This is a genomic window from Mycolicibacterium fallax (genome assembly GCF_010726955.1).
Taxonomy (GTDB): Bacteria; Actinomycetota; Actinomycetes; order Mycobacteriales; family Mycobacteriaceae; genus Mycobacterium; species Mycobacterium fallax.
In genome coordinates this window covers 156,754-179,886 of the sequence record NZ_AP022603.1, presented here as the reverse complement: position 1 = coordinate 179,886, position 23,133 = coordinate 156,754, and the positions used below count along the sequence as shown (strand labels likewise).

20 protein-coding genes are annotated in these 23,133 nt (G+C 69.0%); 10 read left to right on the top strand and 10 right to left on the bottom strand.

The genetic code is table 11. The features are described 5' to 3' along the window. Positions 1-2: 2 nt before the first annotated feature. Together G6N10_RS00860 and G6N10_RS00855 are read right to left on the bottom strand one after the other, a co-directional pair. Positions 3-1,913 (bottom strand): YhgE/Pip family protein, encoded by a 1,911-nt coding sequence (locus G6N10_RS00860; protein ID WP_085093575.1) that lies wholly within the window; start codon positions 1,911-1,913, stop codon positions 3-5. A gap of 14 nt (positions 1,914-1,927) precedes the next feature. Next, a complete protein-coding gene (locus tag G6N10_RS00855) occupies positions 1,928-2,695 on the bottom strand; it encodes an ATP-binding cassette domain-containing protein (protein WP_407664008.1) in 768 nt (255 codons plus the stop codon). A 349-nt stretch (positions 2,696-3,044) separates the two neighbouring features. On the opposite strand from G6N10_RS00855, the gene G6N10_RS00850 reads away from it, so the two are divergent. Continuing rightward, positions 3,045-3,890 carry an Rv1363c family protein gene (locus G6N10_RS00850; RefSeq protein ID WP_109750405.1) on the top strand — a complete coding sequence of 282 codons (846 nt, stop codon included), beginning with the start codon at positions 3,045-3,047 and terminating at the stop codon, positions 3,888-3,890. Then, a complete protein-coding gene (locus tag G6N10_RS00845) occupies positions 3,887-4,606 on the top strand; it encodes a hypothetical protein (protein WP_085093573.1) in 720 nt (239 codons plus the stop codon). The genes G6N10_RS00850 and G6N10_RS00845 overlap by 4 nt, the downstream gene beginning before the upstream one ends. An 11-nt stretch (positions 4,607-4,617) precedes the next feature. Here the strand turns inward: G6N10_RS00845 and G6N10_RS00840 are convergent, their stop codons facing one another. The 4 genes from G6N10_RS00840 to G6N10_RS00825 all read right to left on the bottom strand — a co-directional run bounded on the left by G6N10_RS00840 (position 4,618) and on the right by G6N10_RS00825 (position 8,706). After that, entirely contained in the window at positions 4,618-5,274 is a 657-nt protein-coding gene (locus G6N10_RS00840; RefSeq protein WP_085093571.1) for a fatty-acid--CoA ligase, read from the bottom strand. 7 nt (positions 5,275-5,281) lie between these two features. After that, entirely contained in the window at positions 5,282-6,742 is a 1,461-nt protein-coding gene (locus G6N10_RS00835; protein WP_085093569.1) for a FadD3 family acyl-CoA ligase, read from the bottom strand. An 11-nt stretch (positions 6,743-6,753) separates the two neighbouring features. Next, entirely contained in the window at positions 6,754-7,944 is a 1,191-nt protein-coding gene (locus tag G6N10_RS00830) for an amidohydrolase family protein (RefSeq protein ID WP_085093567.1), read from the bottom strand. A gap of 78 nt (positions 7,945-8,022) precedes the next feature. Beyond that, positions 8,023-8,706 carry a TetR/AcrR family transcriptional regulator gene (locus tag G6N10_RS00825; protein WP_085093565.1) on the bottom strand — a complete coding sequence of 228 codons (684 nt, stop codon included), beginning with the start codon at positions 8,704-8,706 and terminating at the stop codon, positions 8,023-8,025. A gap of 129 nt (positions 8,707-8,835) precedes the next feature. On the opposite strand from G6N10_RS00825, the gene G6N10_RS00820 reads away from it, so the two are divergent. The 3 genes from G6N10_RS00820 to G6N10_RS00810 all read left to right on the top strand — a co-directional run bounded on the left by G6N10_RS00820 (position 8,836) and on the right by G6N10_RS00810 (position 12,232). Beyond that, positions 8,836-10,140, top strand: a complete 1,305-nt coding sequence (locus G6N10_RS00820) for a cytochrome P450 (RefSeq protein WP_085093563.1) — start codon at positions 8,836-8,838, stop codon at positions 10,138-10,140. Between the two features lies 1 nt (position 10,141). After that, positions 10,142-11,320: a cytochrome P450 gene (locus G6N10_RS00815; RefSeq protein WP_085093561.1), complete on the top strand. Its 1,179-nt coding sequence runs from the start codon at positions 10,142-10,144 to the stop codon at positions 11,318-11,320. A gap of 66 nt (positions 11,321-11,386) precedes the next feature. After that, positions 11,387-12,232 carry a mycofactocin-coupled SDR family oxidoreductase gene (locus G6N10_RS00810; RefSeq protein ID WP_085093559.1) on the top strand — a complete coding sequence of 282 codons (846 nt, stop codon included), beginning with the start codon at positions 11,387-11,389 and terminating at the stop codon, positions 12,230-12,232. A 54-nt stretch (positions 12,233-12,286) separates the two neighbouring features. On the opposite strand, the gene G6N10_RS00805 is transcribed toward G6N10_RS00810, so the two are convergent. Genes G6N10_RS00805 through G6N10_RS00795 form a run of 3 tightly spaced genes read right to left on the bottom strand, consistent with a single transcriptional unit; the run spans position 12,287 to position 16,847 of the window. Continuing rightward, positions 12,287-14,725: a CaiB/BaiF CoA-transferase family protein gene (locus G6N10_RS00805; protein WP_407664007.1), complete on the bottom strand. Its 2,439-nt coding sequence runs from the start codon at positions 14,723-14,725 to the stop codon at positions 12,287-12,289. A 2-nt stretch (positions 14,726-14,727) separates the two neighbouring features. Then, positions 14,728-15,687 (bottom strand): enoyl-CoA hydratase/isomerase family protein, encoded by a 960-nt coding sequence (locus tag G6N10_RS00800; RefSeq protein WP_085093555.1) that lies wholly within the window; start codon positions 15,685-15,687, stop codon positions 14,728-14,730. Next, positions 15,684-16,847 carry an amidohydrolase family protein gene (locus tag G6N10_RS00795; RefSeq protein ID WP_085093553.1) on the bottom strand — a complete coding sequence of 388 codons (1,164 nt, stop codon included), beginning with the start codon at positions 16,845-16,847 and terminating at the stop codon, positions 15,684-15,686. The genes G6N10_RS00800 and G6N10_RS00795 overlap by 4 nt, the downstream gene beginning before the upstream one ends. Before the next feature lie 345 nt (positions 16,848-17,192). Here G6N10_RS00795 and G6N10_RS00790 point away from each other — a divergent pair, with 345 nt between their 5' ends. Genes G6N10_RS00790 through G6N10_RS00770 form a run of 5 tightly spaced genes read left to right on the top strand, consistent with a single transcriptional unit; the run spans position 17,193 to position 21,896 of the window. Next, positions 17,193-18,230, top strand: a complete 1,038-nt coding sequence (locus tag G6N10_RS00790; protein WP_085093551.1) for a phosphotransferase family protein — start codon at positions 17,193-17,195, stop codon at positions 18,228-18,230. A gap of 1 nt (position 18,231) precedes the next feature. Further along, the gene (locus G6N10_RS00785; protein WP_085093550.1) at positions 18,232-18,990 is read left to right on the top strand and encodes an SDR family NAD(P)-dependent oxidoreductase; all 759 of its coding nucleotides are present in this window, start codon (positions 18,232-18,234) and stop codon (positions 18,988-18,990) included. A gap of 16 nt (positions 18,991-19,006) precedes the next feature. Beyond that, positions 19,007-20,317 carry an acyl-CoA dehydrogenase family protein gene (locus G6N10_RS00780; protein ID WP_085093548.1) on the top strand — a complete coding sequence of 437 codons (1,311 nt, stop codon included), beginning with the start codon at positions 19,007-19,009 and terminating at the stop codon, positions 20,315-20,317. Beyond that, entirely contained in the window at positions 20,317-20,922 is a 606-nt protein-coding gene (locus G6N10_RS00775; RefSeq protein ID WP_085093546.1) for a TetR/AcrR family transcriptional regulator, read from the top strand. The genes G6N10_RS00780 and G6N10_RS00775 overlap by 1 nt, the downstream gene beginning before the upstream one ends. Beyond that, positions 20,919-21,896: an NADPH:quinone oxidoreductase family protein gene (locus tag G6N10_RS00770; protein ID WP_085093544.1), complete on the top strand. Its 978-nt coding sequence runs from the start codon at positions 20,919-20,921 to the stop codon at positions 21,894-21,896. The genes G6N10_RS00775 and G6N10_RS00770 overlap by 4 nt, the downstream gene beginning before the upstream one ends. Before the next feature lie 4 nt (positions 21,897-21,900). Here the strand turns inward: G6N10_RS00770 and G6N10_RS00765 are convergent, their stop codons facing one another. Continuing rightward, positions 21,901-23,133, bottom strand: coding sequence for a cytochrome P450 (locus G6N10_RS00765; RefSeq protein ID WP_085093542.1), 1,233 nt, complete (start codon positions 23,131-23,133; stop codon positions 21,901-21,903).

The window sequence follows — 23,133 nt, the reverse complement described above, 5'->3', positions numbered from 1 at the left end:
CGCTACACCTCGATCGGTGGGTACAGCCGCTCCATCGTGTACTGCCGGTTTCTTCGGGCCGACCAGGAACTCAACGCCAGCGACCCGGCCAGGATCCCGGCCAGGACCGCCGTCGCGATCCACAGCCGCGCGTCGATGCCGCCGACGGTCAGCTGGCGCAGCCCGTTGACCGCGTAGGTCATCGGATCGAACGGGTGGATCCACTGGAACGGTTTGGCCGTCGTCTCCACGGGATAGATGCCGCCGGCGGAAACCAGCTGGAACATCAGGAACGCCAGCGTCACCACCCGGCCGACGGCGACCCCGAACACCGCGTTGAACGCCTGAATCATGGCCAGGAACGCCGCCGAAACCAGTGTCAGGAACGCCACCGTGGCCAGCGGGTACTTGGCGTTGAGCCCGACGCCGAAGTGCACCACCACGTACATCACCGCGACCTGGGCCACCACGATCAGCAGGCCCGGCCAGTAGGAGGCCAGCGCCACCCGCAACCCGCTCAGTCCACTGACGATCGGACGGGCCTGCAGCGGCTTGAGCACCATCCAGACGATCAGCGCGCCGATGAACAACGCCAGCGGCATGAAGAACGGCGCGAATCCGGTCCCGAACGTCGCCACCGGGTTGTGCTCGATGAGCTGTAGTTTCGCCGGTGCGGCCAGGGTCTTGGCGGTGGCGGCGCGCTGCTCGGGCGTCCAGGACGGCACCTGGGCGGTGCCCGCGCGCAGCTGTTCGGCCAGCTCGGCGTTGCCGTCGGCCACCTTGACCGCGCCGTCGGCCAGCTGGACCATCCCGCGGTTGAGCGCGCGGGCCCCATTGTCCAGCGCATCGACCCCGTCGCGCAGCTTGATCGCGTCCCGGCGCAGCTCGCCGCTGGTGGCCTTGGTCAGAAACACCCGCAGCTTGCTGGTCGGGTCGGCCAGGTCGTGCTCCAGCTTGGCGGAGTTCTCCCGCAATTTGGCCAGCCCGGCGGGGGTGGCCGGGTCCAGGTCCTTGGCCCGCATCAGCCGCTGGGCGCTGGCCAGGAAATCCCCGGTGTGACGGACGGTCTCATCGGGGCTGTTGCGCAGCGTCGCGACCACCTGGTCGACGACGACGGCGGCCTGCCCGTAGTTGAGGTTGAGCGCCTCGACCCGCTCGCTGGTGGAGCGCACGGCCGCCGCCAGGTGCCCGGCCGCCTCGGCAATGTCGTCGGGGTTGACCTCGAGGGTGTCCAGATCTGCCAGCACATCGATCATCGGGGTGAGCGCCTTGTCCACCCCGGTGCGCAGCTGTTTGGTGCCGGCGGCCAACTGCGCCGAACCGTCCCGGGCGGTGGTCAGCCCGGTGGACAGCGCCCGGGAGCCGGTGGCCAGCTGCTGCGCGCCGTCGGCGGCCCGGCCCAGGCCCGCGCCCGCGTCGGTGAGCCCGGTCAGCACGGTCTCGACGGCCTGCTGCCCGATCTCGGCGTTCACCTCGTTGATCACCTCGCGGGCAGCGTTCTGGCCGATGATCGAGGCCAGATAGTTGTTCGCACCGTTGAAGGTGAACTCCACCTGGGCCTGCTCGGGATTCTTGCCGGTGGGCGAGGCGATCCGGGCGCTGAAGTTCTCCGGCAGCGAGATCGAGAAGTAGTACTTGCCCGAGGACACCCCGGCGGCGGCCTGCTCGGCGGACATCTCGTGCAGGTCCAACTGGCCGGAATCCATCAGCGCCTGGGCGACCTGGTCCCCGGCGTGCAGCGGCTTGCCGTCCACCACGGTGCCGGTGTCGGCATTGACCAGCGCCACCGGTACCCGGTTCACCTCGTTGAAGGGATTCCAGAACGCCCACAGGTACATCGCCCCGTACAGCAGCGGCAGCAGCACGACGACCGCCAGCGCGATCCTCGGCAACGCTCCGCGGCTGTACCGCTTGATATCGGTCCCCAGCGACATTCCGGCAAGCACGGTTACTCGGTTCCCTTCTCACCGGCCGGGACGGCAGCGGCGGGCGACGGTGCGGGGTGCGGGTCATTGGCCAGCCGGGCCAGTTCCGCGCGGGCGACGTTCTCGACGGGCAGCTGGGTCAGGTTGTCCCGGGCGGCGAGCGGGTTGACGCTGGTGGTGACGATGGTCTGGTCGGCGCCCAGCGCGATCAGCCGGTCCAGCAACAACTCACGGTTGCGGTCGCTGGTGACGTAATCGAGGTTGCCGACCACCAGCAACTCCGGACGATTGATATTGGCCAGCGTGATCCGCAGCAGCAGCCGGTCCAGCTCGGTGAGCTCCTCGACGTACTCGCTCAGCGGCGGCAGCGGCAGGTCGCCGAACACCGGCCGGCACACCCGGCGCAGGTCGTCGGCGTCGGCACGGGGCACCAACCGATACCACCGGGCGGCCCAGCGCAGCTGCTCGGTGATCAGATCGCCCACGGTGACCGATTCGTAGACGGCGTCGAGCTCGTCAATGCCGGCCAGCCCGGAGTGGGCGAAGATGTCCTTGGCCCGGGTCCGGCCGAAGACGCTGATCGTCCCGGACTTCGGTTTCATCCGGCCCGCCAGGGTCAGCAGCAGGGCCGTCCGCCCGGAGCCGGTCGGGCATTGCAGCACCGTGACGCCACCGGCATCGACGTCGAGATCCACCGGGCCGTACACCGGTCCCCACGGTCCGCTGACCCGGATTCCGCGAGCGCGGATCGCCGGTGCGCAGCGACCGGGGTCACCCGGCTCGTCGGCCACGAGGTGCTGCGCGGTGATCGCGTCATCGTTGGCGTCGGACACGAATACCTCCTGGCTGGGGCGACGACGGTAACCCGAACGGGTCAATCCCACCACGGCGATACCCGTCCGGTGGACACAGGCCGGTACCGTCGGTGCGGAGAGTTTCCCCTCGGTCGCCCGGTTGCGCCTTGGCTCCGCGCGCACCAGAGGATCGGATTTCCGGAAAATGGAAATTTCATTTCCGCTGGCGGGTACGCAATTGAGGCGGAGAAACGGAAACGCCGGTGGGTGATCACACCAACCGGGGAGTAACGTCGTTCTCGCCCACATCGACGCTGAGCAGGAGGTAGCCCGGACAATGCCGAGGTTGTCCAGGTGGTCGCGCCGATCGGGCCGCACCGACGACGCCGCGCCGGAGCTCGACGCCGAAACGGCCCAGGGCCGCCAGCTGGCGAGCGAAGAGGTGCTGGCGCTGGTCGCCGCGGCGGAGGCCGAGGCTGCCGAAGCCGAGGCCCAGGCCGCCGAAGCGGCCGCGCTGGCCGCCCGCGCCCGAGCCGAGGCGCCCGGCCAGCCCGAAACCGAGCCCGAGCCCGACGAACCGGCCGCGGCGGACTCCGAGCCTGAGCCCGAAACCGAGCCCGAGCCCGACGCTCCCACGCCGGAGGCCCCCGAGTCCTCGGCCGAGGAGACCGACGCTGGCCGGCCGGCGCGCCGGCCGCGGCTCACCGCGGCCCTGGGCGCCTGGGTGGCTGCGGCGGTGGCGATGGTGCTGGTCGGCATCCTGATCGGGCTCAGCGCGTTCATCGTCTGGAACCGCGGCGCGCAGCGCGAGATCGCCGAGCACAAGGCCGCGTTCGTCGCGGCCGCCAACCAGGGCGTGGTCAACCTGCTGTCGATGGACTTCACCAAGGGCGACGAAGACCTGCAGCGGCTGATCGACACCACCACCGGGGAATTCCGGGACGACTTCGAGAGGTCCCGCGGCGACTTCCTGACCGTGCTGCGCAGCTCGAAGGTCACCACGACGGCCGAGGTCAAGACCAGCGCGGTCGAGGAGCTGTATCGGGATTCCGCGGTGGTGCTGGTCGCCGCGGGCTCCGAGGTGTCCAACACCGCGGCCGCCAAACAGCCTCCGCGGGCGTGGCGGCTGCGCGTCACCGTCAGCCGCGACGGCGACCAGATCAAGATGTCGAAGGTGGAGTTCGTACTGTGAGCCAGGAGCCGAAGTTGAACGCCGACCAGTTGAACGCCGGCCAGTTGAACGCCGGCCCCGCCGAACCGACGGTCTCGATGGAGGACGTCCCGGTCAGTGAGGCCGTGATCGAGCAGGTCTCGCTGGAGAAGACCGCACCGCAGGCCGAGGAGCCCGCCGGGGAGGAGCCCGCCGGGGAGGAGCCGGCGGTGCCCGCCGAGACGCTGGCCGCCGAGGCCGGTGCGCGGCTGCGCTGGGCGATGATCGGCGCGATCACCCTGGCGGTGCTGCTGCTGGCCAGCGCGGCGCTGGCGGTGACGCTGTACTTCACCAGCTACCGGCCCGCCCAGCTCACCGACGCCGCCGCCCAGGCCACCGTGCTCGACGTCGCCAAGTCCGGCGCGGTGGCCATCCTGAGTTACTCACCGGAGACCCTGGAGTCCGATCTCAGCGACGCCAAGTCCCGGCTGACCGGCGACTTCCTGGACTACTACATCGATTTCACTGACGAGGCGGTGCGTCCGGCGGTGCAGACCAAGCAGGTCTCCACCACGGCGAATGTGGCGCGGGGCGCGGTCACCGAGATGCACGCAAACACCGCCAAGGTGCTGCTGTTCATCAATCAGGCCACCACCAGCGAAACACTGACCACGCCGTCGGTCGCCCAAAGCAGCATCCTGGTGACCTTGGACCGGGTCAACGGGAAGTGGCTGATCTCGGGCTTCGATCCGATCTGAGAACGGCCGGCTCACGCCGGCGGGTCGACCTCGACCAGTGCGACGAATTCGCCGAGGAACAGCGGCGGGTAGACGCCGATGCCGGTCTCGGCCATCCAGTCCGCGGCCGCGTCGTGCCGACGCACCCACGCCTTGGCCGCCGCTTCGTCGGCAACCTCCTGCAGGATCAGCACCTCACCGGGATCGTCAAAGGCCCCGAACACCCACGTCTTGCGGATCCCGGCGGCCCGGAACCGTTCCCGGGAGGCCCCCAGGTTCACCGCCAGCAGCGCGGTGTCCTGGGCCGCGACGATCGCGGCGATCACCGCGTGCCCGGGCTCATCGCCACCACCGCCGTGCTCGGTGAAGTCGAAGCGTTCGATGATCTCCCCGGCGAACACCGCGGGCAGATCCTGCACGCCGACGGTGTCGAACCAGCTGTGGAAGGCCCCGGAGCGCAGCAGATCCACCACCGGCTCGCGACCGCCCAACCCGATCATCACCAGCACCCGGCCGGGTTCGGCGATGCTGCGATAGATCAGCACGTGGTGGGCGCCCATCTCGGCCAGCCCCGACCGGTTGCGCTCCAGCAGCGGCCGGACCTTCTCCGGCGACGGTATGCGGAAGTCCGAGGCGATCACCATCGAGTGCCGGTACATCCCCGCGATGCTGGGGTTGCCCTCGCTCATGGGCGCCTCACACCAGTTGATCCTTCATCACCTTGCCGGTGGCATTCAACGGCAACTCGTCGAGGAACACTACCCGGCGCGGGACCTTGTAGCCGGCCATCCGCGCCTTCGCCCAATCCAGCAGATCGGCCTCGGCCAGTGCCGTTCCGGCCGCGCGCACCACGAACGCCTTGCCGACCTGTCCCATCCGCTCATCGGGGCTGCCGACGACGGCCACCTGCGCGACGCCGGGGTGCTCCAGCAGGTAGCTTTCGATCTCCGCCGGGTAGGCGTTGAACCCGCCGACGATGAACATGTCCTTCTTGCGCCCGACGATGCGCACCCGGCCGTCGTCGTCGATGGTGGCCAGATCGCCGGTGTGCAGCCAGCCGTCGGGGTCGACCGCGGCCGCGGTGGCCTCCGGGTCATCGAGGTAGCCCAGCATCACGTTGTACCCGCGAACCAGTAGTTCGCCGTCCTCGGCGGTGGCCAGTTCCATGTCGGCGCAAGCTATTCCGACGGTGCCGGCGATGTCGGCGAAGGAGTCCCCGCGCCGCGAGGCGGTCACGGTGCCGGCCTCGGTGAGACCGTAGCCGGTCATGATCGTCTGGAACGGCAGCTCGTCGTGCACCCGGCGGATCAGTTCCACCGGGATGTCGGCCGAGCCGGTCACCGCGGCCCGCAGGGTCGCCAGCCGGGCCCGGGCCCCTGGGTCGCGGGCCACCTCCAGCAGCGAGTGGTACAGCGTCGGCGGCCCGGGGAGCATGGTGATGCGTTCGCGTTCCACGATGCTCACCAATTCGTCCAGGTCAAGCACCGGCATCGGCAGCACGGTCGCGCCGCGGATCATCGAGGCGATGCAGCCGGCCTTGTAGCCGAAGGTGTGGAAGAACGGGTTGATGATCAGGTACCGGTCGCCGCGGCGCAGATCGGCCAGGTCGGTCCACTCGGCGTAGAGCCGCAGGTTCTGGGCGTGGCTGGTCATCACCCCCTTGGGCCGGCCCGTGGTGCCGGAGGTGTAGATGATGTCGGCGACGTCACCGCCGGTGATGCCCGGGCACTCATACGGCGATCCGGAGGTCAGGAAGTCCGAGCCGAGGTCGATGGTGCGCACCCCAGCCGGGCCGGTGTAGTCCAGTCCGAGGAAACCCTGTTGCACCAGAACGGCTTTCGCTCCGCTGCGGGTGATGATGTCGGCGGCCTCGTCGGGTTTGAACCGGGTGTTGACCGGCACCAGCACCGCGCCCGCGGTCAGCAGGCCGAACGCGGCGATCAGCCAGTGGGCGGAGTTGGGCGCCCAGATCGCCACCCGGTCACCGCGGCCGATGCCCTCGGCACGGAATGCCCCGGCGGCGCACCGAACCCGGTCGGCGAGTTCAGTGAAGCTCAGCCGCAGGGCGCCGTCGACGACCGCCTCGGAATCTCCGAAGCGGTCGCCGACGGACAGCACCATCTCGGGGATGGTCTCCCAATTCGATTGTGTTGCCATGCGGCGCGACGTCACACCGTGACGAGGCGTCCGAGGTTGCCACCCATGATCTTGGCCTGGTCCTCGACCGAGAGATGCTCCAGCGCGGTGACGTAGTGGGTCGGCTCGGCCAGCCCCTCCGGATGCGGCCAGTCCGAACCGTAGAGCACCTGATCGACACCGATCAGGTCGATCAGATCGTCGATGCCCTCCTCGTAGAACGGCGAGACGTAGATCCGGTTCTTGATCTCTTCCATCGGGTTGCCCAGGAAGGCCTCGGGAGCCTTCTTGTACACCTCGGCCATCGAATCCAGCAGCGGGAACATCCATTTGGAGCCGGCCTCAACGATGCCGACCTTCAGCTTCGGGTGCCGGAACAGCGCGCCGTGGATCACCCAGGAGGCCACCGCGTCCTGGATCGGGCGCCACTCGTTGAGGATCGCCATCGCGTTGGTCTGGAACGGCAGCATCTCCTGCGCCGCGCCGTCCCACTCCGAGGTGTAGCGCGAGTAGCCGCTGTCGGAGGAGTGCATGCCGACGAACACGTCGTATTCGACGCATTTGCGCCAGAACGGATCGAACTCGGGCAGCGCGAACGAGCGCGGACCGCGGAACCCGGGCACCGGGGCGGGGCGCACCAGGATCGCGCGGGCGCCGCGCTTGACGGCCCACTCCAGCTCCTCGATCGCCTTGTCCACCAGGGGCAGGGTGATCACCGGGGTGGTGAAGATGCGGTTTTTGTAGTTGAAGCCCCACACGTCGTCGAGCCACTGGTTCAGCGAGTGGATCAGCACGTGGATGGCGACCGGATCGTCGCGCAGCCGCTCCTCGACCAGGCTGGCCAGCGTCGGGAACATCAGCGTGCGGTCCAGGCCGAGCTGATCCATCAGCTCCAGCCGCGGCGCGGGCTCGAAGAAGGCCGGGATGGACTTCATCGGCTCGCCGAACAGCTCACGCTTGCTCTTGCCGTCGGGGTTGCCGAACTTGAAGTACTCCTCCCAGGCGCCGGGCTTGGCGACCACCGAGAAGGTCGGGTTCGGAATGTAGTTGCTGATCTGGCCGCGGATCGCGATCTTGGTGCGGCCCTCGACCTCGACGTACTGGACGACGTCCTTGTACTCCTTGGGGAGGTACGTGGTCAGCGCCTCCGGGGGTTCGTAGAGGTGGTTGTCCGCGTCGAAGAGCGGAAACGGAATGTCGACCCTGTGCGACAGTTGACCCATGAAATTCTCCCTTCCGGTTGACGAGAATCATATTCTCACAACTGCGCGCAAAGCAATAAGCCGGCAGGGGATGGCACATCAGTCCTGGTCGGAGACGTCTTCCGGGAGCTCGGCGGCGGCGCTGCGCCAGTCCTCGGGCAGCGCCCGGGGACCCTCCAGATAGGTCAGCCAGCGGTCGGCGAACTCATGGGTCTCGCGGTGCCCGACGGTCATGTCCAGCAGCTCCTCCTGCACCAGCACCTGGGTGGCCCCGGTCAGCAGCACGATCAGCACCGTCGGGCTGAACTCCTCGAACGGCACGTTGTAGCGTGCCATCGCCTCGGTGAACACCCGGATCTGTTCGCGGCGGAAACGCTCGCCGAACCGGGCGATCTCCGCGCGCAGCGTCTTGCGGTGGTTGGCCAGCGCGATGAACTCCATCGTCATCCCGGTACCGGCCGGATCGGTGTTGAGCTCCCACAACGCCCACAGCGGCTGCGCCGAGCGCAGCGCCAGTTCCTGGTAGTACTGCATCTGTTCGGCCCGACGCCGGAACAGCTCCAGGAACAGTGCGTCCATGGTGCGGAAGTAGTAGTGCACCAGCTGCGGTTTGAGCCCGGCCTTCTCCGCGACCCGGCGCGAGGTGACCGCCGCGTAGCCCTCTTCCCGCATCAACGCCTCGGCCGCGTCGAGCAGCACGGTCCGGTTCTTCGCCTCCGGGGCGCCCAACCGTCGCTGCGCGCCGGCGGCCGAAGCCGCAGGGGATGCCGCGGGGGATGCCATGGTTTGCCCTCTCTGTTTGCCCTCGACCGCCGGGCGCCATGGTAGGGCACCGCCGGTTCTTGACCGTGCCCCACGTCACATGCTAAGCAGGTGCTCAGCACCTGTCAGCCCCTTCAGGAGAATTCCGCCTTGACGCAAACCGAGTCCGGTGTCGACTTCGACAACATCGATTACTTCACCGATCCCGCCCTGGTCCCCGATCCGTACCCGTATTACGACTACCAGCGGTCGCAATGCCCGGTTCTCAAGACGTCGAATTACGGCGTGGTCGCGGTGACCGGACACGAAGAGGCCTCGATCGTCTACAAGGACGCCGACCTGTTCTCGTCCTGCATCGCCGTCGGCGGCCCCTTCCCGCCGCTGCCCTTCACCCCCGAGGGCCCGGACATCACCGAGCAGATCGAGGCGCACCGAGATCAGTTGCTGATGAGCGAGCACATGGTCACCATGGACCCGCCGCAGCACACCCGGGCCCGGTCACTGCTCAACCGGCTCCTGACGCCCAAGCGGCTCAAGGAGAACGAGGATTTCATGTGGCCGCTAGCCGACAAGTTCCTCGACGACGTGCTGGCCAACGGCAAGTGTGAGTTCCTGGAGGAGTACGCCAAGCCGTTCTCCATGCTGGTGATCTGCGACCTGCTCGGCGTGCCCGAGGAGGACCACGAGGAGTTCCGCCAGATGCTGGCGCCGCGCCCCGGCAACGCCGTGGGATCGCTGGACGGCAACACCATGGACCACAACCCGCTGCAGTGGCTCGAGGACAAGTTCAGCGCCTACCTGGAGGACCGCCGGGCCAACCCGCGCGAGGACATCCTGACCGGCCTGGCCACCGCCAAGTACCCCGAGGGTGACACCCCCGAGATCATCGACGTGGTCAAGAGCGCGACGTTCCTGTTCGCCGCCGGCCAGGAGACCACCACCAAGCTGCTGTCCGCCGCCATGCGGGTGCTCGCCGAGCATCCCGAGGTGGTCGATCGACTGCGCAACGATCGCTCCCGCATCCCGAACTTCGTCGAGGAGATGCTGCGGATGGAGAGCCCGGTCAAGTCGGCGTTCCGGCTGGCCAAGAAGGACACCGTGCTCGGCGGGGTGGAGATCCCGGCCGGCACCATCTTGATGATCAACCCGGGCGCGATCAACCGCGATCCCCGGCGTTTCGAGTGCCCGCACGAGTTCGACATCGACCGGCACAACGTCCGCGAGCACCTGGCGTTCAGCCGGGGCGCGCACTCCTGTCCCGGCGGCCCGCTGGCCCGGGTCGAGGGCCGGGTGTCGATCGAGCGGATCCTGGACCGGATGACCAACATCGCCCTGGACGAGGAGTTCCACGGCCCGGCCGAGGACCGTCGTTTCAGCTACGAGCCGACCTTCATCCTGCGCGGGCTCACCGACATCCACATCACCTTCGACGCGGTCGAGAACCCGGAGCGCTGAGATGACCACGACCGAGGCCGACCTGTACTACGACCCCTACAGCGTCGAGCTGAACATGAATCCCTACGCCGTGTTCGCCCGGCTGCGGGAAGAGGCCCCGCTGTACTACAACGAGCAGCAGGACTTCTACGCGCTGAGCCGTTTCGACGACGTGAACAAGGCGGTCATCGACCACGAGACGTTCATCTCCGGACGCGGCGCACTGTTGGAGATCATCAAGTCCGGCATGGAGATTCCGCCCGGCACGCTGATCTTCGAGGATCCGCCGATCCACAACATCCACCGCAATCTGCTGTCCCGGGTGTTCACCCCGCGCAAGGTGCTGGCGCTGGAGCCGCAGATCCGCGAGTTCACCGCGCGCTGCCTGGACCCGATCGTCGGAACCGGGAAGTTCGATTTCGTCAACGATCTGGGCGAGCAGATGCCGATGCGGGTGATCGGCATGCTGCTGGGCATCCCCGAGGATCGCCAGCGCGCCATCACCGATCACGGCGAAGAGACGCTGCAGAAGGAGAAGGTCGACACGCTGGCCACCGGCGAGGTGTTCGGCGAGTTCCTGGACTGGCGGATGGAGCACCCCTCCGACGACATCATGACCGACCTGCTCAACGCCGAGTTCGAGGATGAGACCGGGGTGCGACGCAAGATGTCGCGCGACGAGTTGCTGATGTACCTGATCGTCATCGCGACGGCGGGCGCCGAGACCACCACCCGGCTGATCGGCTGGGCCGCAAAGACTCTGGCGGACTACCCCGAGCAGCGCGCCCAGCTGGCCGCCGATCCGAGCCTGATCCCGCAGGCCATCGAAGAGATCCTGCGCTGGGAGCCGCCGGCGCTGCAGATCGCCCGTTACGTCGCGCGCGATGTCGAGTACTACGGCCAGACGGTGCCCGAGGGCTCGGCGATGCTGATGCTGATCGGCGCCGCCAACCGCGACCACCGGCGCTTCCCGCCGGACGGCGAGGTGTTCGACATCCACCGGGAACAGCGCTCGCACATGACCTTTGGCGCCGGCACGCACTTCTGCATGGGCAATGCCCTGGCCCGGCTGGAGGGCCGGATCGCGCTGGAGGAAATCCTCAAGCGCTTCCCCGAGTGGGAGGTCGACTGGGCCAACGCCAAGCCGTCCCAGACCACTGCGGTACGCGGCTGGGAAGCCATGCCCACCTTCGTCGGGTGAACACCCGAAGCAATCCCGTTCCAGCACATCCCTGAGCACCACCAACCCCGAGAAGCGAGGAAACACATGGCAGGAAGAGTCGACGGCAAGGTCGCGCTGGTCACCGGCGCGGCGCGCGGCCAGGGCCGCAGCCACGCGGTGCGGCTGGCCGAGGAGGGCGCCGACATCATCGCGATCGACATCTGCGCGCCGATCCGCCCCGGCACCGAGACCGCCATCCCGGCATCGACGTCCGACGATCTGGCCCAAACCGCCGAGCTGGTCAAGGGACTGGGTCGCCGGGTGGTGACCGCCGAGGTCGACGTCCGTGACTTCGACGGCGTCAAGGCCGCCGTGGACAGCGGCGTCGAGCAGCTCGGCGGGCTGGACATCATCGTCGCCAACGCCGGCATCGGCAACGGCGGCGACGTGCTGCACGAGACCAGCCAGCTGGACTGGGACGAGATGATCGACATCAACCTGTCCGGGGTGTGGAAGTCGGTCAAGGCCGGCGTGCCGCATCTGATCGCCGGCGGCAAGGGCGGCTCGATCGTGCTGACCAGCTCGGTCGGCGGCCTGAAGGCCTACCCGCACTGCGGCAACTACGTCGCGGCCAAGCACGGCGTGGTCGGCCTGATGCGCGGCTTCGCCGTCGAGCTCGGGCAGCACAGCATCCGGGTGAACACCGTGCACCCGACGCACGTCGCCACCCCGATGCTGCACAACGAGGGCACCTTCAAGATGTTCCGCCCGGACCTGGAGAACCCTGGCCCCGACGACATGGCGCCGATCTGCCAGCTGTTCCACACCCTGCCGATCCCGTGGGTGGAAGCCGTCGACATCAGCAACGCGGTGCTGTTCCTGGCCTCCGACGAGGCCCGCTACATCACCGGGGTGACCCTGCCCGTGGACGCGGGCAGCTGCCTGAAGTAGCGGCACCCAGAACGGAGCCGGGAGACCTGAGGGGGACTCCCGGCTCTGCTGTTTCTAGGTGGCCTTTCGGCCGCCCATCGCCGGGGCGGTCCCGATCACCCCGGCCTCGGCGAGGGCGGCGATCTCGGCCTCGGAATACCCGAGCCCCGAGAGAATCTCGGCGTTGTGCTGGCCGAGCAGTGGGGCCGGGGCGCGGTGGAAGCGCGATGGCGCCACCGACATCCGGGCCGGGACGGTGCTGTGCGCGGCGAGCCCGGCCACCGGGTGCCGATGTTCCTCGAAGAAGCCGCGGGCGGCCAGCGGCGCCAGTTCGGTCTGCCGGTGCGGCTGCATCACCTTGGCCACCGGAACACCGGCGGCCCACAGCGTTTCGACGATCTCGTCGCCGCCGCGGGTCCGGCACCAGGCGGCCAGCTCGGCATCGATCTCATCGTGGCGGTCCCGACGGCCGGCCGCCTCGGCCAACTCGGGGCCGCTCGCCCACCCCGGGTCCCCGAGCGCGGTCCGCAGCGCGGCCCACTGCCCGTCGGTGGCCACCGCGATCGCCACCCAATTGTCCTCGCGGCCGAATTCATCGATGCCGGCGCACTGGTAGATGTTCTGCGGCGCGGCACCCGGGCCGCGGTTGCCGTCGCGCTGCAGCAGCACACCGTGCGCGGTGTATTCGATGACCTGCTCGGCGGCAATCGACAGCGCCGCGTCGATCATCGCGGCCTCGACCAGGGTGCCCTGCCCGGTGCGGCGCCGGTGCTCCAGCGCCAACTGCAGCGCGACCAACGCGTGGATGCCGGCGTTGGGGTCGCCCAGCGAATACGGCTCGTACGGGGTGCGGTCGGGATAGCCGGTCAGCCAGCTCAGGCCGGAGGCGTCCTCGATGATGTAGGCGAACGCCGGGTTGTCGCGCCACGGCCCGTCCAGCCCGAAACCGGGCATCCGCACCATGATGATGTCCTCGCGCAACTCCTTGAGAATCGGGTAGTCCAGGCCGATCTGCTCGATGACCCGCGGGGTGAAGTTCTCCACGACGACGTCGCAGGTCGGGATGAGCCGGCGCAGCAGGTCGCGGCCCTGCTCGGTCTGAAAGTCGACGGTCAGGCTGGACTTGTTGGTGTTCAGCCCGGAGAAAATCGGCGAGCGCTCCCACCACTGCGGCTCGGTGACCGGGATGCCGGCGATCAGCCGGGTGCCGTCGGGGCGCGGGGTGGACTCCAGGTGGATGACCTCGGCGCCGAGCATGGCCAGCAGGTGGGTGCCCGACGGGCCCGCCCAGAAGGTGGTCATGTCCAGCACCCGGAGCCCGGCAAACGGCAGCGGATTGGGTTCGCCGCGCGGCGCCGGCGCGACCGCCGGTGCGGCAGCGCGGATTTCGGCGTCGTGCTGCCCCAGCCGGGGGGCGGCAGCCGGCGGGCGCAGCGTGACCCCGCCGAGCCGGTAGGGGTGCCCGGGCTGGGTGAAGCCGTCACGTGGGTTGGTCACGAAGCTGGCGCGCTGGCGGTAGTGGTCCATGCTGGTGACGTTGGCGCCGTTGCCGACCGGCGAGTTCGGGATGCGGAACGCCGAGGCGAGGTCGCGGACGTCCTCGACGCGCTCGGTGGCCAGCCAGGCGTAGAGCTCCTCGGCGTGCAGGTTGGCCTGCTCGGTGATGGTCAGGGTGGAGTCCTCGTCGATCCACTCCTGGTGCCCGGACATCGCGCACAGGTCGAACCATTGCTGGGCGGTGCCGCAGCCGAGTGCGACCAGCCCGTCGGCGGCCCGGGCGACCCCGGGCACCGTCGGCCGGCGTGCGTCGCGCCACGGGTGGCCGAGCATCTGGAAGTAGGTCACCGGGTAGTAGGTCAGGCCCAGGATCTGGGCCTCCAGCAGCGACAGGTCCACCAACCGGGCTCCCCCACCGGCCCGGGCGGCCAGCGTCAGCGCGGCGGCGTAAGCACCGGCCAGCCAGTCCCCCACCTGCCCGCCGACGTGCGCCGGGGCCCGGCCCTGTTCCCCCCGACCGATCCCGATCGCCCCGCCGGACCAGGCCTGCAGGGTGAATTCGGTTGCCGCCCGGCCGGTCCACGGCCCGTGCAGGCCGAACGGCGTCAGCGCGGTGACGCTCAGCTGCGGGTGCCGCCGCAGGATCTGCTCCGGGGCCAGCGATTCGCACTCGGCCAGCGCCGAGCCCGGTGACCACAGCACCGCCTCGGCGCCGGCCAGCAGGTCCTCGATCAGCCGCAGGTCGGCGGCCGACTCGGGGTCGGCGACCAGGCTGCGCTTGCCGCCGGCCAGGTAGCCGAACAGCGGGCCGCCGGCGACGGCGTCGACCGCCGCGCCCGAGGCCGACCAGCCGCGCAGCGGATCACCCTGGGGTGGTTCGATCTTGACCACGTCGGCGCCGCCGTCGGCGAGCAGCTTGCCGGCGTATCCCCCGGCGATCCCGCCGGAGAGGTCCACCACGGTGTATCCGTCCAGCGGTGGTGTCGTTGTTGCGTCCTGTTGCCCGGACTGCACCAGAGCTAGTCCTTCTTGTTCCGGTTCTTCTTGGACAGCCGGAACTCCGGCGGGAACTTGCTGTCGTTGTCGTTGACCGCCGCCGACAACCCACTGTCGATCGACTCGAACATGTCCAGGTCGTCGTCGCTGTCGTTGGCCACCCCGTTGCCCATCGACTCGAAGAACGCACTCAGCAGGCTGCCCAGGTATTCGCCCTGCTGCTGTTTGAAGATCTCGAAGAACATCTTCTGTTGAAAGACGGTGTCCACCGGTCGATTTCGGGCGCATGCCAGGGCGTACTTGGCGACCTCGTCCTCCAACTGGTCGCGGGGCACCACCTTGTTCAGGAAGTTGCAGTCATACATCTCGGCGGCGGTGAACGGCCGGCCGGTGAAGACCATTTCCTGGAACTTGCGCAGCCCCATCATCTGCACCCAGGTCCACATCCGCGGGCCCCAGCCGTGGTAGCGGAACGACGGGTGACCGAACAGCGCGTCGTCGCTGGAGATCACCAGGTCGGCGTCGGCGCACTGGTAGAAGTGCCAGCCGTAGCAGTAGCCCTTGGCCTCCACGATGCTGATCTTCTTGAAGTCCTGCAGCGCGCGGTTGCCGGCCTGGGAGTTGGCATACCAGGCGCTGATGGTGGCGCCGTTGCGGAAGGTGCCCTTGGGCGGGTAGGTCACCTCGCCGACCCCGTCGTCCTCCAGCCGCAGCTCGGCCAGCCGGGCGGCCGGATTGTCGTTGCCCTCCATGAACTCCGGCAGATCGGCCCCGCTGCCCAGGTTGTCCCCGACGCCGCGGATGATCACCACCTTCACGTCGTTGTCGGCGTTGGCGGCGCGCAGGATGTCGGCGTAGCGCAGCCGGGCCATCGAGGTCGGCGCGTTGAGGAACTCCGGACGGTTGAACGTCACCGTCGCGATCTTGGTCTTCGGGTCCTTCTCGTACTGAATGATCTCCTCGGGCGTGGGTCGCTCGGTCACGCCAGCCCCAGGAAATTCTGCACGTTGGTGGAGACGATCTTGGCGGCGTTCTCCGGGCCGACCGCCGCCACGACGGCGGCCAGCGACTTCTCCGAGTAACCGAAGGTGCTCTCGTTGTGCGGGTAGTCGCTGGACCACATCACCTTGTCCACGCCGATCTTGTCGATCAGCTCCAGGCCCAGCGGATCCACCATGAACGAGGCGTGCATGTGGTTGTCCCAGTAGTACCGGATGTCGTGGTGCAGTTCGTGATTGAACATGTGCCGGTAGGAAGCCAGCAGATGCTCGGCGTCCTGCAGCGCGGTCGGCACCCAGGCGATCCCACCCTCGAACCAGCCGATCTGCAGACTGGGGTGGCGATCCAGGATCCCGGAGAACAGGTACTTGGCGAACTGTTCGCGGAACGAGTCGACGTTGATCATCATGCCGACCACGACACTGTTGTTCTCGCACGGCGTCTTGGGCGGGGTCTCACCGATGTGGTGGGTGACCGGCAGCCCGGCGGCCTCGATCTCGTCCCAGACCGGGTCCATCGCGGCGCCGCCGTAGTCGTAGATGTTGCCGTCGTCGTCCTTGCCCGGGTTCAGCGGCAGCAGGAAGGTCTTCAGGCCGAGGGCCTTGAGCTCCTCCAGATTGGCACGGGTGCGCTTGGGGTCCCACCAGTTGATCAGCCCGACGCCGTAGAAGTGACCGCCGGAACGCTCCTGCAGGTCGGCCATCAGCTCGTTGTAGATCCGGAACACCCGCTCGCGGATCGCCTTGTCCGGGTAGTGGAACAGCGCCAGCACGGCGTTGGGGAAGGCCAGTTCCTTCTCGATGCCGTCCTGACGGAGTTCGGCGATGCGCGCGGCGATGTTGTTCGACGCGGCGCCGGCCAGATCGTCGTACTGCATCAGCACCCGGCCGAAGTCGCCGCCCACCCAGGACTTGCCCTTCATGCCGACCATGTAGGCGCCGTCCTCGTACCAGATCCGCGGCGCGGCGCCCTTGAGGTCGTCGGGGAATCGCTCGTAGAAGATGTCGTCGGCGACCGAGATGTGATTGTCGGCGGAGAACACCACGGTGCCGGGCGGCAGGCCCAGGTCACCGGCGGCGTGCCCGCGGCGGTCCTTCGGCGCACCAAAGCCGCCGGGGGGATACAGCGTGGACTGGATGGACATCTAGACCCTCCGTTCGGTTCCGCCGCTCGCGGAATGCTCGGTCGACTGAGCTGTCGCGCCCGATCGCGCGCGACGATTGGTAATGACGTTATCAGCCGGGTGCGAAACCGCACAGTTTTTGCCGCCGAGATCGGGCCGTTGCGTCGGCCCCGGCCAGCGGAAATAAGCTTCTCTTTTTTCGGCAGTCTATTCTCGCGAATTCCGCGTCGCGGGACGCCCGTCCGGGCCGGCCCGGCACCGCGGCGGGAACCCGCCGACGGCCGGCGACCGTCTCACGAAATCCTTGAATACCTTCGATCTTGATCAGGAGACTGTTAGTCTCCGTCCTTAGACCCAGGAGTATTCATGTCTGATTTCCCCGCGCCGGACCCCGGCGCCCTCGGCCGGTTCCTCGACACCACCGGGGCGCCCGGCGACGGCGAGCTGCCGGTGCTGACGGTGCTCAGCGGGGGCTCGCAGAATGTGCTCTACCGAATCGATCGCGGCGGCCACCCGATGGTGCTGCGGATGCCCGGACCCCGCGCCGACGCCGCCCGACTCGACGGCCTGCGCCGCGAGATCCGGCTGGTGCGCGCACTGTCGGGCACCGACGTTCCGCACGCCGCACTGATCGCCGCCGACCCCGACGGCACGGTGCTCGGGCAGCCGTTTTACGTGATGGCCGAGATCGACGGCTGGAGCCCGATGGGCGACGGCTGGCAACCGCCCTTCGACACCGACCTGGCCGCCCGCCGGGAGTTGGGCTTCCAGCTGGTGGCGGGCGCGGCGATGCTGGGCCGGGTGGACTGGCGCGGCCGGGGCCTGCAGGGATTCGGCCGGCCGGAGGGCTTTCACGAGCGCCAGGTCGACCGGTGGCTCGGATTCCTGGCGAAGTACCAGGTGCGTGAACTCCCCGGGCTGCACGAGGCAGCCGACTGGCTGCGCCGGAACCGGCCGGAGCGCTACACCCCCGGCATCATGCACGGCGACTACCAGTTCGCCAATGTCATGTTCGGCCACGGCGCCCCGGGCCGGCTGGCCGCCATCGTGGACTGGGAGATGACCACCGTCGGCGATCCGCTGCTGGACCTGGCCTGGGCGCTGCTCGGGTACGAGGGCGAGGAGCCCGCCGCCGACGGCTTCTACCTCGACATGACCGGCATGCCCAAGCGCGGTGAGCTGCTGGCGCACTACGAGAAGCTCAGCGGGCTGTCCACCGAGAACATCGATTACTACCTGGTGCTGGCGAACTGGAAGCTGGGGATCATGCTGGAGAAGACCTACGCGGCCTCGCTGCGGCAAGGCAGTGCGGTGGATCCGCAGGTCGCCGCGGCGATGGGGCCGATGGTGCCGGCCCTGATGCAGACCGCCGCGCGGCTGGCCGGCACCGCGACGGGAGCCTGAGATGGACGGTCCCGGCGCCCTGTTCGACCTCACCGACCGCGTCGTGCTGGTCACCGGCGGCAGCCGGGGGCTGGGCCGGGAGATGGCGCTGGCGGCCGCTCGGTGCGGCGCCGACGTCGTCATCGCCAGCCGCAAGCTGGACAGCTGCCGGGCCACCGCCGCCGAGATCGAGGCCGAAACCGGCCGCACCGCCCTGCCGTACGCGGTGCACGTCGGGCACTGGGACGAGCTCGACGGGCTGATCGAGGCCGTCTACGACCGGTTCGGCAGGCTCGATGTGCTGGTCAACAACGCCGGCATGTCGCCGGTGTACGACAAGCAGACCGATGTCACCGAGAAGATGTTCGATGCCGTGGTCGGGCTGAACCTCAAGGGACCGTTCCGGCTTTCGGCGCTGGCCGGCGAGCGGATGGTCGCCGCCGGTGGCGGCGTGATCATCAACGTCAGCACGCACGGCTCGCTGCGACCGCACCCGTCGTTCATCCCCTATGCCGCCGCCAAGGCCGGGCTGAACGCGATGACCGAGGGGCTGGCCGCCGCGTTCGGGCCCACCGTGCGGGTCAACACGCTGATGCCGGGGCCCTTCCTCACCGACATTGCCAAGGCCTGGGACTTCGGCGACACCAACCCATTTGGCCACTTCGCCCTGCGCCGCGCCGGGAAGCCGCCCGAAATCGTCGGCGCCGCACTGTTTTTGATGTCCGATGCGTCCAGCTACACCACCGGCTCCATCCTGCGGGCCGACGGCGGCATCCCGTAACGAAAGGACACCCACCATGGCCTGGGACTTCTGCACCGAACCCGAATTCGAGGAAAAGCTCGCCTGGATCCGGCAGTTCGTTCGCGACGAGGTCGAGCCGCTGGAGGTGCTCTTCCCCGGCTGCGAGTTCCTGCCGCCCGACGACGAGCGCCGCGCGATCCTCGACCCACTCAAACAGCAGGTCCGCGACCGCGGGCTGTGGGCCCCGCACCTGGGGCCCGAACTCGGCGGGCAGGGCTTCGGGGCGGTGAAGCTGACGCTGATCAACGAGATCCTGGGCCGCAGCCCGTGGGCCCCGATCGTGTTCGGCACCCAGGCCCCCGACACCGGAAACGCCGAGATCCTGGCCCGCTTCGGCACCCCCGAGCAGCGTGCGGAGTATCTGTCGGGCCTGCTGTCCGGGGAGATCTTCTCTTGCTTTGCGATGACCGAACCGCAGGGCGGCGCCGATCCCCGGGTGTTCACCACCCGCGCGGTCCGCGACGGCGACGACTGGGTGCTCAACGGCCGCAAATATTTCGCCTCGCACGCCGAGATCGCGTCGTTCCTGATCGTCGTCGCGATCACCGACCCGGATGTGCCGGTGCACCGCGGCGCGTCGACGTTCCTGGTGCCCGCGGGAACCCCCGGTCTGGTGATCGAGGCGACCCATCACCTGGTCGGCTCGCTGCCGCACGAACCCGGCCACTCCCTGGTCGGGTTCCAAGACCTGCGGCTGCCTGCCTCGGCGATGCTCGGCGAGCCGGGACAGGGCTTCCTGGTGGCCCAGTCCCGGCTGGCCGGTGGCCGGTTGCATCACGCGATGCGCAGCATCGGCGTGGCCCAGCGCGCCATCGACATGATGGCCCATCGCGCGAAAAGCCGCTTCACCCAGGGCAGTTCGCTGGCCGACAAGCAACTGGTGCAGGAGTTCATCGCGGACTCCTACGCCGAGCTGGTGCCGTTCCGGCTGACCGTGCTGCACGCCGCCTGGATGATCGACAACGGCCAGCAGACCGCCGCGCGCGCCGAGATTGCGGTGTGCAAGATCCTGACCGCCAAGCTGCTGAAGTCGATCGGCCTGCGGGCCATCCAGGTACACGGCGCGATGGGCCTGACCCAGCAATTGCCGCTGGTCAATGTGCTGCTCGGCGGCATCGCGCTGGGCCTGGCCGACGGTCCGACCGAGGCGCACAAGGTCAACCTGGCCCGGCAACTGCTCAAGGGCTATGCGGCCGAGGATCCGCAGTGGCCCTCGGAGTTCACCGACGTCCGACTCGCCGCCGCGCGCGCCAAGTACGGGGATCGGTTCGATGAGATCCCGGCGCTGCCCCGGGACCGGGCGTGATGACCTCCCGGGTCGACGCGGCCGTCGAACGCGCCCTGGATGAGCGGCACCGCGAGGCCAACGAGGAGGTCGAGCGGATCCTGACCGCCGCGGTGCGGGTGATGGACCGCTGCGCCCCGGAGCCGCCGACGGTGACCGACATTGTCGCCGAGGCCGGGGTGTCCCGAAAGGCGTTCTACCGCTACTTCGCCGGCAAGGATGAGCTGCTGCTGGCCGTGCTGGAACGCGGCGTCGGGATCATCGTGAGCTACCTGGAGCATCAGATGGGCAAGGAGCCCGAGCCGGCCGGGCAGATCGCCCGCTGGATCGAGGGTGCGCTGGCCCAGGTCGCGGACCCGCATCTGATCAGCATGAGTCGCGCGGTGGCCGGGCAGCTGTCGAGCACCGACGAGGGCGCGGCCACCGATGCGGTGATGGCGCCGATGCGTGAGCTGCTGCTCGCGCCGGTGACCGCTCTCGGCGGGCCCGACCCGGGCCGGGACGCCGACGCGGTGTTCCGGCTGACCGCGGCCACCATGCGCCGCTACGTCGGGTCCGGCGAGCGGCCCGGCGCCGAGGACATCGCCGCTCTGGTGCGGTTCTGCCTGCGCGGGGTCGGCGCATGAGGGCGATCCGGTGCACCGCCTACGGCACCCCCGAGGACCTGGTGCTGACCGAAATCCCCACCCCCACCGCCGGTCCGGGCCAGCTGCTGGTCCGGGTGCGCGCCGCCGCGGTGAACTTTCCGGACATGTTGTTCCTGTCCGGCGGGTATCAGGTGGCGGTGCCGCCGCCGTTCACCCCCGGCAGTGAGTTCGCCGGCGAGGTGGTGGCCGTCGGGGCCGGGGTGACCGGTTTTGCACCGGGTGACCGGGTCGCCGGTTCGGTGCTCGTCGGCGCGTTCGCCGAGTACGTCGCGGTCCAGGCCCGGGCGGTGACCCGGGTGCCCGACGGGGTCGGCCTGGACGCCGCCGCCGCCTTCGGCGTCACCTACCGCACCGCCTACTTCGCGCTGCGCTCGACCGCCGGCATCGGCGCCGGCGACACCGTGGTGGTGCTCGGCGCGGCCGGCGGCGTGGGCCTGGCCGCCGTCGACCTGGCGGTGGCGCTGGGCGCCCGGGTGATCGCGGCGGCGTCGTCGGCGGAGAAGCTGGCGCTGTGCACCGCGCGCGGCGCGCAGGTGGTCATTGACTACGACCGGCAGAACCTGCGCGACGAGATCAAGGCGGCCACCGACGGTGTCGGTGCCGACGCGGTGCTGGATCCGGTCGGCGGCCGCTACGCGGAGCCGGCGCTGCGCGCCCTGGCCCGCGGCGGCCGCTTCGTCACGCTCGGCTACGCCAGCGGGCAGATCCCGTCGATCCCGCTGAACCTGGTGCTGCTCAAGGGCATCACGGTGTGCGGCATGGAGATCCGGACGTTCTTCACCGACCATCCCGAGGAGGCCGCGCGCGACACCGCGGAGTTGCACGAGATGTTCGCCGCGGGCCGGATCGCCCCGCACATCGGCGCCCGGTTCCCCTTGGCCGAGGCCGGCGCGGCGATCCGGTTCGTCGCCGATCGCCGGGCGCTGGGCAAGGTGATTGTCGAGCTGCCGTAGCGGGCTACCAGGTGACCGGCAGGCTGTACACGCCGTAGGCCAGCCGGTCGTTCTTGAAGTCGACGTCGGCGAACGGGATCGCCAGCTTCATGGTGGGGATCCGGCGCAGCAGGGTCTGGAAGACGATCTGCATCTCGGCGCGGGCCAGCTGCGAACCGACGCACTGGTGCCGGCCGTAGCCGAAACCCAGGTGCTGGCCGGCGTTCTCGCGGTCCAGCCGCAGCCGGTCGGGATCGGCGAACTGGTTCGGGTCCCAGTCCGCCGGGGCCAGGTCGATGATCACGCCGTCACCGGCCTTGATCGTCACCCCGGCGATCTCGATGTCCTCCAGGGCCACCCGGCGCTGACCGTTCTGGATGATCGACAGGTAGCGCATCAGTTCCTCGACCGCGTTGGCGACCAGCTTCGGGTCATCGGTCTCGCGCAGCAGGTCGGCCTGCTCGGGGTTCTGCAGCAGCGCCAGCACACCGATCCCGATCATGTTCGCGGTGGTCTCGTGCCCGGCGATCAGCAGGCCGGTGCCCAGCTGGGCGGCTTCCTTCTCGTCGATCTCCCCGGCGTTGACCCGCTCGGCCAGATCCGACAGGGCATCCTCGGCCGGGTTCGCCATCTTCTTTTTGACCAGGTCGACCAGGTAGCTGTGCAGGCCCATCGCACCCTTGGCGGTGTCTTCGGCGGTGGCGTAGCGGGCCAGCCCCCGGTTGGCGTGTTCCTGGAAGAACTCGTGGTCGGCGTAGGGCACACCGAGCATCTCGCTGATCACGATGGTCGGCACCGGCAGCGCCAACTGCTCGACGATGTCGGCGGGCTGCGGGCCGGCCAGGATCGCATCGATGGCCTCGTCGGTCACCTTCTGGATGATCGGGCGCAGTCCCTCCACCCGGCGGAAGGTGAACGGCTTGGACAGCATCCGGCGGAACCGGGTGTGCTCCTCGGCGTCGGTGTTGAACACCGAACGCGGCCGCCGCGTCGAGATGGACAGCATGTGCTCGTTCCAGTGCGGGAAGCCGTCGATGCAGTCATCGACGCTGATCCGGGTGTCCGCGAACAGGCTGCGCGCGACGTCGTAGCCGGTGACCAGCCACGGCGTGCTGCCGTCCCAGATCTGCACCCGCGACAACGGCGCCGTCTCGGTCATCGCCAGCATCTGGGTCGGCGGGGAGAACGGGCAGGCGCCGGAGCGCTCCATCGGGTAGTCGGGCAGGTCGGTGCGGGATTCGGCGACGGTCTCGGTCAT

What these genes read in the sequence shown, in the direction of transcription:
- G6N10_RS00770 (WP_085093544.1), top strand. Translation starts at nt 20,919, where the DNA reads ATGAGGGCGATCCGGTGCACCGCCTACGGCACCCCCGAGGACCTGGTG.
- G6N10_RS00830 (WP_085093567.1), bottom strand. Translation starts at nt 7,944, where the DNA reads ATGGGTCAACTGTCGCACAGGGTCGACATTCCGTTTCCGCTCTTCGAC.
- G6N10_RS00790 (WP_085093551.1), top strand. Translation starts at nt 17,193, where the DNA reads ATGTCTGATTTCCCCGCGCCGGACCCCGGCGCCCTCGGCCGGTTCCTC.
- G6N10_RS00860 (WP_085093575.1), bottom strand. Translation starts at nt 1,913, where the DNA reads ATGTCGCTGGGGACCGATATCAAGCGGTACAGCCGCGGAGCGTTGCCG.
- G6N10_RS00815 (WP_085093561.1), top strand. Translation starts at nt 10,142, where the DNA reads ATGACCACGACCGAGGCCGACCTGTACTACGACCCCTACAGCGTCGAG.
- G6N10_RS00785 (WP_085093550.1), top strand. Translation starts at nt 18,232, where the DNA reads ATGGACGGTCCCGGCGCCCTGTTCGACCTCACCGACCGCGTCGTGCTG.
- G6N10_RS00775 (WP_085093546.1), top strand. Translation starts at nt 20,317, where the DNA reads ATGACCTCCCGGGTCGACGCGGCCGTCGAACGCGCCCTGGATGAGCGG.
- G6N10_RS00835 (WP_085093569.1), bottom strand. Translation starts at nt 6,742, where the DNA reads ATGGCAACACAATCGAATTGGGAGACCATCCCCGAGATGGTGCTGTCC.
- G6N10_RS00810 (WP_085093559.1), top strand. Translation starts at nt 11,387, where the DNA reads ATGGCAGGAAGAGTCGACGGCAAGGTCGCGCTGGTCACCGGCGCGGCG.
- G6N10_RS00840 (WP_085093571.1), bottom strand. Translation starts at nt 5,274, where the DNA reads ATGAGCGAGGGCAACCCCAGCATCGCGGGGATGTACCGGCACTCGATG.
- G6N10_RS00825 (WP_085093565.1), bottom strand. Translation starts at nt 8,706, where the DNA reads ATGGCATCCCCCGCGGCATCCCCTGCGGCTTCGGCCGCCGGCGCGCAG.
- G6N10_RS00780 (WP_085093548.1), top strand. Translation starts at nt 19,007, where the DNA reads ATGGCCTGGGACTTCTGCACCGAACCCGAATTCGAGGAAAAGCTCGCC.
- G6N10_RS00765 (WP_085093542.1), bottom strand. Translation starts at nt 23,133, where the DNA reads ATGACCGAGACCGTCGCCGAATCCCGCACCGACCTGCCCGACTACCCG.
- G6N10_RS00795 (WP_085093553.1), bottom strand. Translation starts at nt 16,847, where the DNA reads ATGTCCATCCAGTCCACGCTGTATCCCCCCGGCGGCTTTGGTGCGCCG.